The organism is Flavobacterium sp. LC2016-01, assembly GCF_009711135.1.
Taxonomy (GTDB): domain Bacteria; phylum Bacteroidota; class Bacteroidia; order Flavobacteriales; family Flavobacteriaceae; genus Flavobacterium.
Genome location: NZ_WMIC01000002.1, coordinates 506,310 through 523,776, shown reverse-complemented (window position 1 = coordinate 523,776; position 17,467 = coordinate 506,310). Strand labels below are relative to the sequence as shown.

The window sequence follows — 17,467 nt, the reverse complement described above, 5'->3', positions numbered from 1 at the left end:
TTGGTTAATTGTAATCGATTACACAAAAATATATAAATTTTTGATATTCGTAATTATTTGATTAATAAAAAATCAATATTGTATAATTATAGCTATAGAAATTGTTATTATGTAATAAATTGCACTAATTGTAATTTATTACATAATATTCAAATTTGTTGTTAAGTCTTATTTTTACTACGTTTTTGAATATTGGGAATTAAGTAGAGATGACGAAGATTTTTAAAATCTTGAAAAAATTTAAAAATTTCAGCATATTTCAATAAAATAGGAAATGTATTACTTTTTATTAATTGCTTTTAGGAATTTTGTCCTTTATAGAAAAATTATTTGGATTTCTTTTGGATTAAAAGTAGTAGAACTGACTATTTTTTTGGAATGAAGTTTTAAAAGGAAAGCTATTTCTGAAAGTTTTTTAAACGAGCTTTTAGAAGATATAGAGGTAAAAAAAAAGCCTTTTTGAATTTTCAAAAAGGCTTTTTTTATAAGGTTAGAAAAAAATTATTTTTTCGATAATTTCGATAATAGTCTTAGGAATTCGATGTATAACCAAACTAATGTAATTACTAATCCCATAGCGCCAAACCATTCCATATATTTTGGCATTCTTTGCTGTGCACCTTTTTCAATTTGATCGAAATCTAAGAATAAGTTTAAAGCTGCAATAACAATTACAAAAACACTGATTCCAATGCTCATCATTCCGTTTCCGTAATGAACAGGAGTGAAATTGAATACTAGAGAAGCTAACCAAGAAAGTATATAATAAGTTGCAATCGCCAATGTAGCAGCAACTACTACTGATTTGAATGTTTCAGTAACTTTTACGATTCCAAATTTGTATAAACCTAAACAAACTAAAAAAGTTACTAACGTCGCAGCAACAGCATTAATTACAATTCCAGGGTACATTGCTTCAAAAATTGCAGATATACCTCCAATAAACAGACCTTCAAATAATGCATAGCCAGGTGCTAAATAAGGCGAATATTGTGGTTTGAACGCTGAAATTAATACTAAAATCAATCCAACGATTGCTCCTCCCATTGCAGGAATCATGATGTTTATTCCATTAAAAGCCATCCACCAAGTTACCATGGCAGCTCCACATAGAATTAAAAATAAAATAGCTGTTTTATTAATTGTACCTGAAACGGTCATTTCTTGATTGTAGTCAATAATTTGCGCTTCGTGTACTTCTTCAGCTCTTGAAACAGCATTAGATGAAAAACGTTTGCTGCTTAAAAATGGATTTTTTGAATTAAAGGCCATAATTTTTTGTGCTTTTAGTGAACTCAAATATATGGAGTTTTTTTTATCTGAAACAATTTGAGTTAAATTTTTAACATGATTTTTTCGTCTAAATAAAACGGATTGAAAATAAAAAAACCATCCGTTGGTTCGGATGGTTTTCTATATATAAAATTGTATTTTTTAGCTCAATAAATCTAAAACCAAAGAAGGAAATAAACCTAAAACAATATTCAAAGTAATTGAAATTATTGCAACTGCATAAATAAGAAATGGTTTTCCTGTGCGTTCTTCATTTGGCTCTTTAGAATACATTGCTAATATTAGTTTGAAATAATAACCAACACTTATGATAGAGTTGATAACTGCAACAATAACTAAGGCAATATAACCTGCTTGAATTGTTTGATTGAATAAGAATAATTTAGCAAAAAATCCAGAGAAAATTGGAATTCCGGCCATTGATAATAATGAACCAGTTAAAATTGCAGCCAAAAGCGGATTTGTTTTTCCTAAACCGTGAAAGTTTGTAATATCTTCATTATCCTGATTTTTGCAAACATATAAAATAACACTAAACGCAGCAATTCCGGCTAATGCGTAAGCTGCAGCATAATACAATAAAACTCCGGCAGAAGTTGCAATTGATAAAAATGTCATTAACATGAAACCTGCGTGAGAGATTCCAGAAAATGCCAGCATACGTTTCACATTTACCTGACGCAATGCCATTATATTTCCAACTGTCATCGATGCAATTGAGATGATTACAATAATATGCTCAAATGTTCCTAAAAGATCTTGATTTTCTAGAGAAGGAATTAAGTTTAAACCTGCTACTAATTTATAAAGTGTTGCAATAGCTACAACTTTTGCCAGCGTACTCATTAAAGCAGTTGTCAAAGCTGGAGAACCTTCATAAACATCTGGAGCCCAGAAATGAAATGGTACAGCAGCAACTTTAAAAAACATTCCGATTGTCATTAAAATCATTCCGATAGGAAACCAGATTGGCAATTCAGCAGATAAAGAGCTTTCGTAAATTTCAGCAACATCAAAAGTTCCCATTGCTCCATAAATCAAACAAATTCCGAATAAAATAATTCCAGAGGCAAAAGATCCCATCAAGAAATATTTCATACCAGCCTCATTACTTTTAATATTCAAACGATCACTTGCAGCAAGTATATATAATGCAATAGAAAGAATTTCAATTCCTAAGAAAAACATTGCTAAGTTTCCAAAAGAAACCATAGCAACAGCTCCAGCTAATAAAAATACTTTTATTGCAATATAATCGGAGATTTTTGTCTGGTGGTTTTCGTAGAAATTATGACTTAACGCTACCAGGAAAATAGTCAAAATAATAAATAATGATGAAAAAGCAGTAGAGAACTTGCTCACTGTAATCATATTATTATAATAACTTGCCGTTGATCCAAATTCATAATAGTTAAGTGCCAAAACTCCCAATAAACCTAAAATGGTAAACGGAACAATGCCTTTTCTAAAATTTAGAATTTCAAACAATAGGCAAAAAATACCCAATCCTGTTATAGCTATTAATGTATTCATTTTTGTTTTTTTGATTTAGGAAATCTAAAACGCCCTAATTTATTTTATTTAAAATATTAATTTTTATTGATAACGTTTAGTATTGTTTCTAAACTCGGTGTAATCAAATCTGTTATTGGTTTTGGATAGAATCCAAAGAAAATCAAAACAGCAATAATCGCTACCATAGAAATTCCTTCATTTACAGAGACATCTGCAAAAGTTTTAGAATTGGTTTCACCTAGCATTACGTTTTGGAACATTTTCAACATATAATAAGCTCCTAAAATAATAGTTGTTCCGCCTAAAACAGCAAACCAGATATTAATTTGAGAAAGACTATATAAAACTGTAAACTCTCCAATGAAGTTAAATGTAGTCGGTAAAGCAACAGAAGCCAAAACCAAAATTAAAAACATTGAAGTAAATTTTGGAGATTGTGTACGAATACCGCCTAATTCGGCAATATTTCTTGTTTCAAATCTTCTGTAGATAATCTCTGCAGCGTAGAATAATCCAACTACTACAAAACCGTGAGCGATCATTTGTAAAACTGCTCCGCGGAAACCATCAACTGTTAAAGTATAAGTTCCTGCAGCAATTAATCCAACGTGAGCAAGAGAAGAATATGCCAATAATTTCTTTAAATCTTTTTGTCTTAATGCTACGATTGAACCGTAGATTACACCTGCAATTCCTAAAGCAATAAAAATATTCATGTATTCTTTTGCAGCAAGAGGTGCAAGTGGCAATTGCCAGCGAATAACACTGTACAATCCCATTTTCAGCATGATACCAGATAAAAGCATTGTTCCAACAGTTGGTGCTTTTTGGTACACATTTGCCTGCCATGTATGAAAAGGAATAATTGGAATTTTAATTGCGTAAGCCAAAAAGAAAGCTAAGAAAATCCAAAGCTGTTCATCAGCAGAAAGATTTAATTTGTATAAATCTTCAATCAAGAAACTGTGTGCTTTTGTGTATAAATAGATAAAAGCAGTTAACATGAATAAAGAACCTGCAAGTGTATAAATAAAGAATTTTACAACTGCTTTTCTGCGTTCTTCAGCATCTCCGTTACCCCAAATAAGAGCAATAAAGTAAATTGGAATAAGTGCTAATTCCCAGAAAATATAATATAAAAGACCATCTGCAGCAAGGAAAGTTCCTGTCATTGCAAAAGCCATAAATAGAATTAATGCATAAAAAGCTTTTGAGTTTTTATATTCATTTCCGAAAGAAGAAAATATAATAATTGGGGTCAAAGCCGTAGTCAATAAAAGCATTGCAATTGCTAATCCATCAGCGTTTAAAGCAAATGAAATTTTAGGCTGTGTAATCCAAGCATTTACTAAACTGATACTTTCACCAGCATTAAAATGATTTAACAATACAACCGAACAGCCCAAAGCTGCCAAACTAAAGAACAAAGCTACTTTTGAAGCGAGTTTGTCACCAGCAAAATAGGTGATAAAGGCACCAACTAAAAGAATAATTAATATAAGAGAAACGTTCATAGTTATAAAATTATTGAGCTAAAAATATATAAGAAACAATCGCGCAAAGACCAATAACGAAAGCAAAAAGGTATAATCCGATACTTCCAGTCTGTAGTTTTTTGCCTTGAAAAGCTAATTCATTGGTTATTTTTCCTAATCCGAAAACAAGAGCTGATAAACCAGTTTCAATATAGTCTCTAAAGAATCTTGATAATCCGTTTACCGAACGAACAAAAATGGCATCATAAGCTTCATCTACATAATATTTGTTATATAAAACTTTTGCTACGCCCGTAATGTTTTCATCTGCTTCAGGAACATTGTCTTGTTTGAAATATTTAAAATAAGCAATTAAAATTCCTAATAATCCGCCTAAAACAGCAACACCCATTAAAGTGTATTCTGTAGTTCCTAAATGGTGTTCTTCGCCAGCCGCTTTAGTGAAAAGAGGAGCAAGGTACTCATTTAACCAGCTGTTTCCTGGCAAACTAATTAATCCGCCAAAAGTTGCCAATATAGCTAAAATGATAAGTGGAATAGTGATTAATGCACCGCTTTCGTGTAAATGATGTTTTTGCTCTTCTGTTCCTCTAAACTCTTTAAAGAAAGTCAGGAACATTAATCTAAACATATAGAAAGCTGTCATGATTGAAGCAACAGATCCAACAACATATAGTGGAATACTGTGGTGGAAGGCAGTCATTAAGATTTCATCTTTTGAGAAGAAACCTGAGAAAAACGGAACTCCAGAAATAGCCAATGAAGAAATCAACATTGTCCAGAAAGTAATTGGCATCGCTTTGCGAAGTCCACCCATTTTACGCATATCCTGCTCGCCATGTAATCCGTGAATAACAGATCCAGATCCTAAGAATAAACAAGCTTTAAAGAAAGCGTGAGTGATTACGTGAAATACCGCTACTTCATATGCTCCAAATCCTAATGCTAAAAACATTAATCCTAATTGAGAAACTGTAGAGTAAGCCAGTACTTTTTTAATATCGTTTTGAACTAAACCGATTGTTGCAGCTACTAATGAAGTTATAGCTCCAATAATTGCAATTACAGTTTGTACATCAACAGCTAGATCAAAAACAAAATTTAATCTTGTAACCATAAAAATACCTGCTGTTACCATTGTAGCAGCGTGAATCAATGCCGAAACCGGAGTTGGTCCAGCCATCGCATCTGGCAGCCAAGTGTATAATGGAATTTGAGCTGATTTACCACAAGCTCCAATAAACAAACATAAAGCAGCTAAAGAAAGTAATGGTAAATTTAAATTTGAAGCTCCAGCAATTGCTGTTTTTAAAGTTGCATAATCTAAAGTTGAGAACATTGAACCAAGGATGAACATTCCAATCAAAAGACCTAAATCTCCAATTCTGTTCATGATGAAAGCCTTTTTTGCAGCATCGTTATAATCCTGGTTTTTATGCCAAAATCCGATAAGCAAATAAGAACAAAGTCCAACACCTTCCCATCCAATGAAAAGAACTAATAAGTTGCTTCCAATTACAAGTGTAATCATGAAGAATATAAACAGATTCAAATACGCAAAAAACTTGTGCATATTCTCATCATCATGCATGTAACTGATAGAGTATAAGTGAATCAAAGATCCGATTCCGGTTACGAATAATAACCAAAGAACAGACAATTGATCTAATAAAAATCCAAGATTGATTTTAAGATTGCTTATTTGAATCCAATCAAATAAAGTAACTTCAATTGCTTTTCCAGTTGAAGTTATTTGATTAAAAAGAACAAGCGTAACAACAAAAGAAATCGCTACAGCAACAGTTCCGATTGCTCCAGAAACTGTTTTCCCTAAGCTTTTTCCAAAGAAAACATTAATTAAAAATCCTAAAAAAGGAGTTAATACTAAAAGTAAAGCTAAATTGGTATCCATTTCTATTTATCCTTTTAAGTTTTTTAAGTTATCGATACTAATTGAGCCAATGTTTCTAAAAATAGAAACTAAAATTGCTAATCCAACTGCTACTTCGGCAGCTGCTACAGCCATCGAAAAGAATACGAAAACCTGTCCTTGAGCATCTTGATGATAAGTCGAAAATGCAACAAATAAAAGGTTTACAGCATTTAGCATGATTTCGATTGACATGAAAACGATAATAGCATTTCGTCTGTACAATACACCAAAAACACCAATACAAAAAAGTACAACACTTAAAAAGATGTAATTTTCAATACCTATTTGATTTAATATATTACCCATTATTTATTTAATTTTTCTTTTTTAGACAATAATACAGTTCCAATCATTGCAACTAAAAGTAAAACTGAAGCAAATTCAAATGGTACCATATATTCGTTCAATAATATTTTACCTAATACTTTAATAGATTGGAAATCTTCTCCAGTTGAATCGTATTCACCAACAATTGGTTTAGAGTTAATGAAGATTGTAATCAAAACAATCACAATCAAACAGAACGAAACAATAGCTCCTAAACGCGTAATTCTAGGTCGGTGAACATCTCTTTGCTCATTCAAATTCATAAGCATAATCGTAAACAGGAACAAAATCATAATGGCTCCGGAGTAGACTATAATATGTACAATTGCTAAAAACTGAGAATTTAATAGTAAATAATGACCGGCAATAGAGAAGAAACAAATCACTAAGTAAATCGCTGAGTGAATTGGATTTCGGCTAAAAATGGTCAAGAAAGCGGTAATTACCGTGATAAACGCTAAGAAACAAAATATAACTTGTACAGTTGTTGCGTGTGCAAAATCAGGAATATGTATCATTAGTTAGCGTTATTAAGTTGAGCATTTTTGATAGCCATTTCTAAAGGCATCACCAATTTGTCCTTTCCAAAAATGAAATCTTCTCTTTCGTAGCTGGCAGGAACTAAAACTTTAGAAGTAGTTAAGTAAATAGCATCTTTTGGACAAGCTTCTTCACATAAACCACAGAAAATACAACGAAGCATATTGATCTCGTATATTTCAGCATATTTTTCTTCTCTGTACAAATGTTTTTCATCCGCTTTACGTTCAGCAGCTTTCATTGTAATCGCTTCTGCTGGACAAGATAATGCACATAATCCGCAGGCAGTACAGTTTTCACGGCCTTGCTCATCACGTTTCAGCATATGCTGACCACGATAAACCGGACTCATTTGTCTAACCTGTTCAGGATAATGAATCGTAACTTTTTTTCTAAAAAGGTGTTTAAGCGTGATAGCCAAACCTTTTACAATCGCCACAAGATACAATCGCTCAATAAAAGTCATGTCCTTATTTGACACCACCTTTTTTCTACCCGATAATGATATAGTTTCTATTGACATTTTTTAATCTATGATTTATGATTTACAATTTGAGATCAATCAAATTCAAAATCTATTTTATTTTTATTTGAAGCTTAATCCTGCTATCCGCTGTATCTTTTATGGTGAACCCCACCATAAAAGGATGCCGCTTCTATCAGGGCTAGGTCATTACGGTTCTTAGAATCCTAAGGCAGCTGCGATATCGTGTCTCAATATAACAGCACCCGTAATCATAATATTAATAATCGAAAGCGGAATCAAAATTCTCCAGCCTAAGTTCATTAATTGGTCATATCTAAATCTTGGAATAGTCCAACGAACCCACATATAGAAAAATATGAAGAAACATATTTTTGCAAACAATACTGCAATTCCTAATAAGTTAGCTGTATTTACACCAACATTCTCTACTATATATTGCATTCCAGGATAATTATAGCCCCCAAAAAACAATACTGAAATAATAGTTGCAGAAGTAAACATACTTGCATATTCAGCAAATAAATAGAATCCCATTTTCATAGAAGAATATTCAGTATGATAACCTCCAATTAATTCACTTTCGCATTCTGCTAAGTCAAAAGGAGTTCTGTTAGTTTCTGCAAACGAACAAATTAAGAAAATTAAAAAGGATAAAGGCTGATACAAAACATTCCAGTTCATGCCTTGCTGCTGTAATGAAATTTCTTTTAAACTCATTGTTCCTGTCATCATCAATAATGCAATCATTGATAATCCCATTGCAACTTCATAAGAAACCATTTGCGATGCTGCACGAACAGCTCCCATTAATGAGAATTTATTGTTAGAAGCCCATCCACCAATCATGATACCATAAACTCCAACAGATAGAACTCCAAAAATGTATAATAAAGCGATATTTACATCTGTTGCCTGAAGAATAACTTCTCTCCCAAAAACATGAAGTTTATCTCCCCAAGGAATTACAGCACTTGTCATCAAAGCTGTACTCATTGAGATTGCCGGCCCTACAACAAATAAAAATTTATTAGGTGTATTTGGTTCAAATTCTTCTTTTGAGAATAATTTCATACCATCAGCAAGAGGCTGTAATAAACCTCCCCAACCTGCACGGTTTGGTCCAACACGATCCTGAAGGAAAGCAGCAACTTTACGTTCCGCCCAAGTAGAATACATCGCCATAATCATTGTTACAGCAAAAACCACAACAATTACAACACTTTTTTCTATAATAAACGCACCATCTACCATCATTAAGAATTTTTGTTGTTAGTGTTTAATGGAATTTCAGCCATACTAATTTTTTTACGGTCAATATCTCTACCCATAAGAATATTCTTTTCAGTATCGATTTGTACTTTCTCTAATTTTTGAGTGTAGTTATTTTGGTTGATAACAGAATCTTTTTCAAATTCTCTTGGTCCTTCAATAACCCAGTCATTCACATCTTTGTGATCAAAACGACAGCTGTTGCAAATGAATTCCTCAACTTCATGGTACTCGTCTTTACGACCCGTTACACGCTGAATTTCTCCACCAAACATCCAAACTGTAGTTTTACCGCAACATCCTGGAGTAGTACATTCTCTGTGCGCGTTATAAGGTTTGTTAAACCAAACTCTTGATTTAAAACGGAAAGTTTTGTCTGTTAAAGCTCCAACTGGACAAACGTCAATCATGTTTCCAGAAAACTCATTGTCGATTGCTTTAGAAATCCCAGTTGAAATATTAGCGTGATCACCACGATCTAATACTCCGTGAACTCTGTTGTCTGTCAATTGATCTGCAACTTGTACACATCTTTGGCATAAAATACAACGGTTCATATGCAGTTGAATATTTGGACCAATATCTTCTGGTTCAAATGTTCTTTTTTCTTCAATAAAACGTGATTTAGGATTTCCGTGCTCAAAACTTAAATTTTGAAGATCACATTCACCAGCCTGATCACAAATTGGGCAGTCTAATGGGTGGTTGATTAATAAAAATTCTGTTACAGATTTACGAGCTTCCGTTACTCTGTCAGAAGATTTACTGTTTACTTCCATTCCGTCCATACATCCTGTTACACAAGATGCCATTAATTTTGGCATTGGTCTTGGATCAGCTTCACTTCCTTTAGAAACTTCAACTAAACAACAACGGCATTTTCCGCCACTGCCTTTTAATTTTGAGTAATAGCACATGGCTGGCGGTACCAAATCTCCACCAATCATACGTGCAGCCTGCAGGATCGTTGTTCCTGGCTCTACGTCTATACTTTGACCGTCTATGGTTACTTTCATCTCTTTATGATTTGAATGTTGAAAGTCGGAATATTGAAAAGAATTGCTGTCCTTTTTAACATTATGAACTTTATAACTTTCTGCTTTTTATTTTTATACGATTACTTTACCGCCTACTAAATGCTTTACTTGTGAAAAAGGTTCAGCAACAAAGTGATCTCTATTTTTAATTTTTTCTGGGAAACGAACGTGATATTCAAATTCATCTCTAAAGTGACGTATCGCTGCTGCTACTGGCCAAGAAGCGGCGTCTCCTAGAGGACAGATTGTGTTTCCTTCAATTTTACTCTGAATGCTCCACAATAATTCAATATCTTCTTCACGGCCTTGACCGTTTTCGATTCTCCATAAGATTTTTTCCAACCATCCAGTTCCTTCGCGGCAAGGTGTACATTGTCCGCAAGATTCGTGGTGGTAAAAACGAGCAAAGTTCCAAGTGTTTCTTACCACACAAGCAGTATCATTGTAAACAATAAATCCACCAGAACCTAACATCGATCCGGTAGCAAAACCACCATCACTTAAAGATTCGTAAGTCATTAAACGATCTTCTCCGTTTGCTGTTTTGAAAATCAATTCAGCTGGTAAAATTGGCACAGATGAACCTCCAGGTACAAATGCTTTTAATGGACGGCTTGAAGACATTCCTCCTAAATATTCATCAGAATTCATGAATTCGTCAACGCTTAAACCTAATTCAATTTCGTAAACCCCAGGATTTTTAATGTGTCCGGAAGCAGAAATTAATTTAGTTCCTGTAGAACGTCCAATTCCAATTTTAGCATAATCGTCACCAGAATTATTTACGATCCATGGCACCGTTGCTATAGTTTCAACATTGTTTACTACAGTTGGATTTGCCCAAAGTCCTGAAACCGCAGGGAAAGGTGGTTTAATACGAGGATTTCCTCTTTTACCTTCCAAAGATTCTATAAGTGCAGTTTCTTCTCCACAAATATAAGCTCCAGCTCCACAATGAACATAAAGTTCAAGATCATAACCTGAACCTAATATATTTTTTCCTAACCAGCCTGCAGCTTTAGCCTCGGCGATTGCTCTTTCTAAAATTTTGTAAACCCACATATATTCTCCACGGATGTAGATATATGAAAGGTTTGCTCCTAAAGCGTAACTAGATGTAATCATTCCCTCGATCAATAAGTGAGGAATAAATTCCATCAAATAACGATCTTTAAAAGTTCCCGGCTCTGATTCGTCGGCGTTACAAACTAAGTGTCTTGGTTTTCCTGATTTTTTATCAATAAAGCTCCATTTCATTCCGGCAGGGAAACCCGCACCACCACGACCACGAAGACCTGATTTTTTTACCTCTTCAGTAACTTCATCTGGTGTAAGTGTTTTTAAAGCTTTTTCTACAGAAGCATAACCGCCATTTTGACGATAAACTTCGTAGGTTTTAATTCCAGGAATATTGATTTTATCTAATAATATTTTTTGTGACATCTTATTTATCGTGTAATATTATTTTATCATCTTTACAATCAGCGATTAACTGATCGATTTTATCTTCTGTCAATTTTTCTTTGTAGAAATCGCCTAACTGCATCATCGGAGCATATCCGCAGGCACCTAAACATTCTACGCCGGCAATGGTAAACATTCCGTCTGGAGTTGTTTCGCCCATTTTAATGCCTAATTTTTCAGAAGTATAATCCATTAAATTTTCGGCACCATTTAAACAACAGCAAGAAGTTTGGCAAAATTCGAACATGTATTTTCCAATTGGCTTTTGGTTGAACATGGTATAAAAAGTAACCACTTCATAAACCTCAATTGGTTTGATCTGAAGAATTTCGGCAACCTTATCTTGCAATTCAGTACTAAGCCAGTTGTTGTGAGCATCCTGCACTTCATGCAAAACAGGCAGTAAAGCCGATTTTTGTTTGCCTTCCGGATAATGACTGATCAATTCATTGATACGAGCGATCAATGCTTCAGTCATATTTATTTCTTGTTTGTAATGTTTACGTTCCATTTTTATTTTAGATTTTAGATTTTAGATTTTAGATTTTTCAATCTTTGTCCTTAATCCGTATTCTGCAATCTTTATTAGTTTTTAGATCTTTTGATCTGAATTCTTCAATTCTATATAAGTCTAGATTTTCAATCTAAATTTAGATATGCTATTCTGCAATCTAAAATCTAAAATCTTCAATCTAAAATTTTTTAGGCGTCTAATTCTCCTGCAATTACATTTAAACTTGATAAAATAACAATTGCATCTGATAATAAAGCTCCTTTGATCATATCAGGATATGCTTGGTAATAAATAAAGCAAGGTCTTCTGAAATGTAATCTATATGGAGTTCTGCTTCCGTCAGTAACTAAATAAAATCCTAATTCTCCATTTCCTCCTTCAACCGGATGGTAAATTTCTGCAACTGGTACAGGAACTTCTCCCATTACAATTTTAAAGTGATAAATTAGAGATTCCATATTATTGTAAACATCTTCTTTTGGAGGAAGATAATAATCAGGAACTTCAGCGTGATATTCGTTTCCTGCTGGCATTTTTTCTAAAGCCTGGCGAATAATGCTTAAACTTTCCCAAACTTCAGCATTACGAACACAGAAACGATCATAAGTGTCACCTGATTTTCCAACAGGAACATTAAAATCAAAATCTTCGTAAGAAGAGTAAGGTTGTGCTACACGTACATCGTAATCAACCCCTGCAGCACGTAAGTTAGGGCCAGTAAATCCGTAAGCCATTGCTTGTTCAGCTGTGATTGCACCTACATTTACAGTTCTGTCAAGGAAAATTCTGTTTCTTTCGAATAAGTTTACAAACTCTTGCCAAGCAACAGGAAATTCTTCAAGGAAAGTATCTAGTTTTTTGAAAGCTTCTGGTGACCAGTCTCTTTCGAAACCACCAATTCTTCCCATATTGGTTGTTAAACGAGCTCCACAAATTTCTTCATAAATCTCGTAAACTTTTTCTCTAAATTGAAAAACGTATAAGAAACCAGTATACGCACCTGTATCAACACCAAGAATCGAGTTACAAATTAAGTGGTCTGTAATACGAGCAAGCTCCATTACAATAACTCTTAAATATTGTGCTCTTTTTGGAACTTCAACACCCAGTAGTTTCTCTAAAGTCATCCACCATCCCATATTATTAATAGGAGAGGAGCAATAGTTCATACGGTCTGTAAGAGGCGTGATTTGATAGAAAGGGCGATTTTCGGCAATTTTTTCGAAAGCTCTGTGGATGTAACCAATAGTTGGTTCAGCCTCTAGAATTCTTTCACCATCCATTAATAGGATATTTTGAAAAATACCATGAGTCGCAGGGTGAGTTGGACCTAAATTCAGTACCGAAAGCTCGCTTCCGTCTTCGTTTAGTTTCTCCTTAATTATTTTAGCATAACGATGCTCTGGTGGTAATAATAGTTCTGACATTTTATAATGTTGAATTATTTATTTTTTAGCAATTTGTTGTTGTTCTTCCAAAGAATCTGTCGTCTTTATCAGTTCTTCCGCTGTCTTCCATTGGGAATTCTTTTCTCATTGGGAAAGACACCATTTCATCCATATTCAAAATACGTTTCAATTGCGGGTGACCAATAAAATTGATTCCGTAGAAATCGTATGTTTCTCTCTCCATCCAGTTTGAACTCAAGAAAATATTTGAAACAGTTTTGATTTCTGGCTTTTCACCATCTAAATAAACTTTAATTCTGATGCGTTTATTTTCGATCCAGTTGTGCATATGATACACTACTGCAAATTGACGATCTAATTCGTTATCTGGATAGTGAACTCCGCATAAATCTGTCAAAAAGTTAAATTGCAGATCAGCATCATTTTTTAGAAATAGAATTAACGCTGTGATTTTGTCAGCAGTTGTTTCTATTGAAAAAATATCTCTTTCTTGTTGGAAATTGAAAACATTAGTATCAAATGTTTCAATAAGTTTATCTTGAATCTGGGTATTTTCTAAAGCCATCTTATGAAATGTTATAGGAAGCTAATAATTCTTGGTATTCTGGTGAGCTTCTGCGTCTAACAGATTCGCTTTTTACCAAATCTTGTAATCTCATTACACCGTCTACGATTTGTTCTGGTCTTGGAGGACATCCTGGAACATAAACATCAACAGGGATTACTTTATCAATTCCTTGAAGAACCGAGTAAGTGTCGAAAATACCTCCAGAAGAAGCACAAGCTCCAACAGCAATTACCCAGCGTGGCTCAGACATTTGTTCGTAAACTTGTCTTAAGATTGGAGCCATTTTTTTAGAAATAGTTCCCATTACTAAAAGCATATCAGCCTGACGAGGAGAGAAACTCACACGCTCAGATCCAAATCGTGCCAAATCGTAATGTGATGCCATTGTTGCCATAAACTCAATTCCGCAACAAGATGTTGCAAAAGGTAAAGGCCAAAGAGAATTCGCGCGTGCCAAACCAACAACATCATTTAGTTTTGTAGCGAAGAAACCTTCTCCTACAACTCCCTCAGGTGGCGCAACCATATTTACATTTGAATCGCTCATTTTTATTTTAGATTGTAGATTTCTGATTTTAGATTTTTGATCTTGGAACCGAAATCAATATTTTAAAAATCAATATTGTGTTTTGAGAAATTATTTTTCAAATCTATCTCGATGGCTATCGGGACTAAAATCTGAAACCTAAAATCTTACTTTATTCCCACTCTAGTGCTTTCTTTTTGATGATATAGAAAAAACCAACTAAAAGTAAAGCCATGAAAACAATCATTTTTAACATTCCTTCAATTCCTAAATCCTTGAAGTTTATCGCCCATGGGTAAAGGAAAATTACCTCTACGTCGAACAATACAAACAAAATGGCTACTAGGAAATATTTTACCGAAAAAGGAATACGGGCATTACCAACAGATTCGATACCACACTCAAAGTTTTTGTCTTTAACTTCAGAGGTTCTTTTTGGGCCTAATTTTCCAGAAATTATAATAGTTCCTACCACAAAACCAACAGCCAGAATGAACTGCATTAAAATAGGAATGTAACTGTATTGATCAGATTGCATAAACTTGTGATTTTTACTTAAAGAATAAGCCACAAAGATAACTTTCAACTATGTAAATCACAAACTAAAGGAGGATATAAGTATGCAATGAAACCTCGTTTGTGTGTAATTTTTATTGATTATAAATAACGAGTGGTTTTTTTAATATTTTTTTAAGAAATGACCAAAAAAAAACGTTTCGAAATTAATCGAAACGTTTTCAAAACCATTCAGAGGCAAAAAAAATAAATTGCTATATTTTTCTTAGATTACTGCTACTTTAGCAGCAACTTTCCCTTTTCTTCCTTCTTCTTCTTCATAGCTTACACGGTCACCTTCGCGTAATTCTTCCGCGTTAATTCCTGAAGCGTGAACGAAGATGTCCTTTCCTGTTTCTTCGTCTGTAATGAATCCATAACCTTTAGATTCATTGAAAAATTTTACTGTACCTGTACGCATTGTAATTGTAATAATAATTTATAATAAAGCAAATGTAACATATTAACTAATACAAAAGACACGTACCTGTTAATTTTTTGTAAAAATTATTGATTTACAGTGTTTTTACGTGGTTTATTGCATCTAATATTATATGAAATACCCTAATTTGAGAATCGTTTATTGTAAGAATATAGGGAAAACCGAATTGTAAGAATTTTTTATCCTGATAAGTGTAAAATTTGCAATTATTCTTAAAAATTTAGAAATAAAAAAAGCAGCTGAAATTTTCAGCTGCTTTTTTAGTATAATTTAATTTTCTAAATTTAAATAGTATCAATTTTAATGTGCAATTCTTTCAATTGTGCATCATCAATTGCTGCTGGAGCATCGATCATAACATCACGCCCAGAATTGTTTTTAGGGAAAGCGATAAAATCTCTGATTGTTTCCTGACCTCCTAAAATCGCAACTAATCTGTCTAGACCAAAAGCTAATCCTCCGTGAGGCGGTGCTCCAAACTGGAAAGCATCCATTAAGAAACCAAATTGCGTTTTTGCTTCTTCTTCCGTAAATCCTAAATACTTGAACATTAACTGTTGTGTTGCTTTATCGTGAATACGAATTGATCCACCGCCAATTTCGTTTCCATTTAAAACCATATCATACGCATTTGCGCGAACTTTTCCTGGTTCTGTTTCCAGTAAAGCCATATCTTCTGGTTTTGGAGAAGTAAATGGGTGGTGCATTGCATGATAACGGCCACTTTCTTCGTCAAGTTCCAATAATGGGAAATCTACAACCCATAATGGAGCAAATTCTGCTGGATTACGCAATCCTAAACGAGTTGCTAATTCCATACGAAGTGCCGAAAGCTGCGCACGTGTTTTGTTTGCTGGACCAGAAAGTACAAAAATCATATCGCCAGGATTTGCTTCTGTTGCTTTTGCCCAATTTGCCAAATCATCATTGTCGTAGAATTTATCTACAGATGATTTAAAAGTTCCATCTTCGTTGCATTTTACGTAAACCATTCCAGATGCTCCAACTTGCGGACGTTTTACCCAGTCAATTAACCCGTCAATTTCTTTACGAGTATAATTTCCTGCTCCTGGAACTGCAATTCCCACAACTAATTCAGCTGCATTGAATACAGGGAATTCTTTGTGCTGTGCAAATTCGTTTAACTCACCAAATTTCATCCCAAAACGAATATCCGGTTTGTCATTTCCGTATGTTTTCATAGCATAGTCGTAGGTAATTCTTGGGAATTTATCTACTTCAATACCTTTAATTTCTTTTAATAAATGTCTTGTCAAGCCTTCAAAAACATTCAAAATGTCTTCTTGTTCAACAAATGCCATTTCACAGTCAATCTGAGTAAACTCTGGCTGACGGTCTGCACGTAAATCTTCGTCACGGAAACATTTCACGATTTGGAAATATTTATCCATTCCACCTACCATCAATAATTGTTTGAAAGTTTGAGGAGATTGTGGCAAAGCATAAAACTGCCCTTCGTTCATACGGCTTGGAACCACAAAATCTCTTGCTCCTTCTGGAGTTGATTTGATTAAGTAAGGTGTTTCAACTTCGCAGAAATCTAAATCAGATAGATATTTACGAACTTCCATTGCTACTTTATGACGAAATAATAAGCTGTTTTTTACCGGATTTCTTCTGATATCCAAATAACGATATTTCATTCTGATATCTTCTCCACCGTCCGTTTCATCTTCAATTGTAAATGGAGGAGTTAATGCCGAATTTAGAATAGTCAATTCAGAAACTAAAATTTCGATTTCACCAGTCGGTATGTTTTTGTTTTTGGCTTCACGCTCAATAACAGTTCCTTTTACCTGAATAACGAATTCACGGCCAAGTGTTTTGGCTAATTCAAAAACAGTTTTATCGGTACGGCTTTCGTCGAAAATAAGCTGCGTAATTCCGTAACGGTCGCGCAGATCGACCCAATTCATAAATCCTTTATCGCGTGATTTTTGAACCCAGCCCGCAAGCGTAACTTCGGTATTTATATTTGAAGCGTTTAACTCGCCGCAATTATGACTTCTATACATGATCTAAATTTTAGACTGCAAAAGTAAACACAAAAAATAAAATAATATAGTAAAGT

Annotated in this window: 17 protein-coding genes; all 17 read right to left on the bottom strand. The window is 33.8% G+C overall.

Annotated features, from left to right (window positions below):
* Nucleotides 1–501: 501 nt before the first annotated feature.
* A complete protein-coding gene (locus tag GKZ88_RS06625; RefSeq protein ID WP_155101590.1) occupies nucleotides 502–1,272 on the bottom strand; it encodes a Bax inhibitor-1/YccA family protein in 771 nt (256 codons plus the stop codon).
* Nucleotides 1,273–1,434: 162 nt separating this feature from the next.
* A complete protein-coding gene (locus GKZ88_RS06620) occupies nucleotides 1,435–2,826 on the bottom strand; it encodes an NADH-quinone oxidoreductase subunit N (RefSeq protein WP_155101589.1) in 1,392 nt (463 codons plus the stop codon).
* A gap of 56 nt (nucleotides 2,827–2,882) precedes the next feature.
* The gene (locus GKZ88_RS06615; protein ID WP_155101588.1) at nucleotides 2,883–4,322 is read right to left on the bottom strand and encodes an NADH-quinone oxidoreductase subunit M; all 1,440 of its coding nucleotides are present in this window, start codon (nucleotides 4,320–4,322) and stop codon (nucleotides 2,883–2,885) included.
* A 10-nt stretch (nucleotides 4,323–4,332) separates the two neighbouring features.
* Nucleotides 4,333–6,216 (bottom strand): NADH-quinone oxidoreductase subunit L, encoded by a 1,884-nt coding sequence (gene nuoL / locus GKZ88_RS06610; RefSeq protein WP_155101587.1) that lies wholly within the window; start codon nucleotides 6,214–6,216, stop codon nucleotides 4,333–4,335.
* Between the two features lie 6 nt (nucleotides 6,217–6,222).
* Nucleotides 6,223–6,543: an NADH-quinone oxidoreductase subunit NuoK gene (gene nuoK / locus GKZ88_RS06605; protein WP_133523522.1), complete on the bottom strand. Its 321-nt coding sequence runs from the start codon at nucleotides 6,541–6,543 to the stop codon at nucleotides 6,223–6,225.
* Nucleotides 6,543–7,082: an NADH-quinone oxidoreductase subunit J gene (locus tag GKZ88_RS06600; protein WP_133523521.1), complete on the bottom strand. Its 540-nt coding sequence runs from the start codon at nucleotides 7,080–7,082 to the stop codon at nucleotides 6,543–6,545. The genes nuoK and GKZ88_RS06600 overlap by 1 nt, the downstream gene beginning before the upstream one ends.
* The gene (locus GKZ88_RS06595) at nucleotides 7,082–7,627 is read right to left on the bottom strand and encodes an NADH-quinone oxidoreductase subunit I (protein WP_155101586.1); all 546 of its coding nucleotides are present in this window, start codon (nucleotides 7,625–7,627) and stop codon (nucleotides 7,082–7,084) included. Before GKZ88_RS06595 ends, GKZ88_RS06600 begins: the two co-directional genes overlap by 1 nt.
* A 159-nt stretch (nucleotides 7,628–7,786) precedes the next feature.
* On the bottom strand, nucleotides 7,787–8,845 hold the full coding sequence (nuoH, locus tag GKZ88_RS06590) for an NADH-quinone oxidoreductase subunit NuoH (protein WP_196216450.1): 1,059 nt from the start codon (nucleotides 8,843–8,845) through the stop codon (nucleotides 7,787–7,789).
* Nucleotides 8,845–9,876, bottom strand: coding sequence for a 2Fe-2S iron-sulfur cluster-binding protein (locus GKZ88_RS06585; protein WP_155101585.1), 1,032 nt, complete (start codon nucleotides 9,874–9,876; stop codon nucleotides 8,845–8,847). The genes nuoH and GKZ88_RS06585 overlap by 1 nt, the downstream gene beginning before the upstream one ends.
* A 93-nt stretch (nucleotides 9,877–9,969) precedes the next feature.
* Nucleotides 9,970–11,340, bottom strand: coding sequence for an NADH-quinone oxidoreductase subunit NuoF (nuoF, locus tag GKZ88_RS06580; protein WP_155101584.1), 1,371 nt, complete (start codon nucleotides 11,338–11,340; stop codon nucleotides 9,970–9,972).
* A gap of 1 nt (nucleotide 11,341) precedes the next feature.
* Nucleotides 11,342–11,872, bottom strand: a complete 531-nt coding sequence (locus GKZ88_RS06575; RefSeq protein WP_155101583.1) for an NAD(P)H-dependent oxidoreductase subunit E — start codon at nucleotides 11,870–11,872, stop codon at nucleotides 11,342–11,344.
* Between the two features lie 191 nt (nucleotides 11,873–12,063).
* On the bottom strand, nucleotides 12,064–13,302 hold the full coding sequence (locus tag GKZ88_RS06570; protein ID WP_155101582.1) for an NADH-quinone oxidoreductase subunit D: 1,239 nt from the start codon (nucleotides 13,300–13,302) through the stop codon (nucleotides 12,064–12,066).
* A 25-nt stretch (nucleotides 13,303–13,327) separates the two neighbouring features.
* The gene (locus GKZ88_RS06565; protein ID WP_155101581.1) at nucleotides 13,328–13,849 is read right to left on the bottom strand and encodes an NADH-quinone oxidoreductase subunit C; all 522 of its coding nucleotides are present in this window, start codon (nucleotides 13,847–13,849) and stop codon (nucleotides 13,328–13,330) included.
* Nucleotide 13,850: 1 nt separating this feature from the next.
* On the bottom strand, nucleotides 13,851–14,399 hold the full coding sequence (locus GKZ88_RS06560; protein ID WP_133523515.1) for an NADH-quinone oxidoreductase subunit B: 549 nt from the start codon (nucleotides 14,397–14,399) through the stop codon (nucleotides 13,851–13,853).
* A gap of 151 nt (nucleotides 14,400–14,550) precedes the next feature.
* Nucleotides 14,551–14,916, bottom strand: a complete 366-nt coding sequence (locus GKZ88_RS06555; protein ID WP_155101580.1) for an NADH-quinone oxidoreductase subunit A — start codon at nucleotides 14,914–14,916, stop codon at nucleotides 14,551–14,553.
* A 243-nt stretch (nucleotides 14,917–15,159) separates the two neighbouring features.
* Nucleotides 15,160–15,354 (bottom strand): cold shock domain-containing protein, encoded by a 195-nt coding sequence (locus tag GKZ88_RS06550; RefSeq protein WP_007137066.1) that lies wholly within the window; start codon nucleotides 15,352–15,354, stop codon nucleotides 15,160–15,162.
* Between the two features lie 305 nt (nucleotides 15,355–15,659).
* Nucleotides 15,660–17,411, bottom strand: a complete 1,752-nt coding sequence (aspS, locus tag GKZ88_RS06545; protein ID WP_155101579.1) for an aspartate--tRNA ligase — start codon at nucleotides 17,409–17,411, stop codon at nucleotides 15,660–15,662.
* Between the last annotated feature and the right edge of the window lie 56 nt (nucleotides 17,412–17,467).

Excerpts from the sequence above, each read along its gene's own strand:
- GKZ88_RS06625 (WP_155101590.1), bottom strand. The coding sequence starts at position 1,272 with ATGGCCTTTAATTCAAAAAATCCATTTTTAAGCAGCAAACGTTTTTCA.
- GKZ88_RS06620 (WP_155101589.1), bottom strand. The coding sequence starts at position 2,826 with ATGAATACATTAATAGCTATAACAGGATTGGGTATTTTTTGCCTATTG.
- GKZ88_RS06615 (WP_155101588.1), bottom strand. The coding sequence starts at position 4,322 with ATGAACGTTTCTCTTATATTAATTATTCTTTTAGTTGGTGCCTTTATC.
- nuoL (WP_155101587.1), bottom strand. The coding sequence starts at position 6,216 with ATGGATACCAATTTAGCTTTACTTTTAGTATTAACTCCTTTTTTAGGA.
- nuoK (WP_133523522.1), bottom strand. The coding sequence starts at position 6,543 with ATGGGTAATATATTAAATCAAATAGGTATTGAAAATTACATCTTTTTA.
- GKZ88_RS06600 (WP_133523521.1), bottom strand. The coding sequence starts at position 7,082 with ATGATACATATTCCTGATTTTGCACACGCAACAACTGTACAAGTTATA.
- GKZ88_RS06595 (WP_155101586.1), bottom strand. The coding sequence starts at position 7,627 with ATGTCAATAGAAACTATATCATTATCGGGTAGAAAAAAGGTGGTGTCA.
- nuoH (WP_196216450.1), bottom strand. The coding sequence starts at position 8,845 with ATGATGGTAGATGGTGCGTTTATTATAGAAAAAAGTGTTGTAATTGTT.
- GKZ88_RS06585 (WP_155101585.1), bottom strand. The coding sequence starts at position 9,876 with ATGAAAGTAACCATAGACGGTCAAAGTATAGACGTAGAGCCAGGAACA.
- nuoF (WP_155101584.1), bottom strand. The coding sequence starts at position 11,340 with ATGTCACAAAAAATATTATTAGATAAAATCAATATTCCTGGAATTAAA.
- GKZ88_RS06575 (WP_155101583.1), bottom strand. The coding sequence starts at position 11,872 with ATGGAACGTAAACATTACAAACAAGAAATAAATATGACTGAAGCATTG.
- GKZ88_RS06570 (WP_155101582.1), bottom strand. The coding sequence starts at position 13,302 with ATGTCAGAACTATTATTACCACCAGAGCATCGTTATGCTAAAATAATT.
- GKZ88_RS06565 (WP_155101581.1), bottom strand. The coding sequence starts at position 13,849 with ATGGCTTTAGAAAATACCCAGATTCAAGATAAACTTATTGAAACATTT.
- GKZ88_RS06560 (WP_133523515.1), bottom strand. The coding sequence starts at position 14,399 with ATGAGCGATTCAAATGTAAATATGGTTGCGCCACCTGAGGGAGTTGTA.
- GKZ88_RS06555 (WP_155101580.1), bottom strand. The coding sequence starts at position 14,916 with ATGCAATCTGATCAATACAGTTACATTCCTATTTTAATGCAGTTCATT.
- GKZ88_RS06550 (WP_007137066.1), bottom strand. The coding sequence starts at position 15,354 with ATGCGTACAGGTACAGTAAAATTTTTCAATGAATCTAAAGGTTATGGA.
- aspS (WP_155101579.1), bottom strand. The coding sequence starts at position 17,411 with ATGTATAGAAGTCATAATTGCGGCGAGTTAAACGCTTCAAATATAAAT.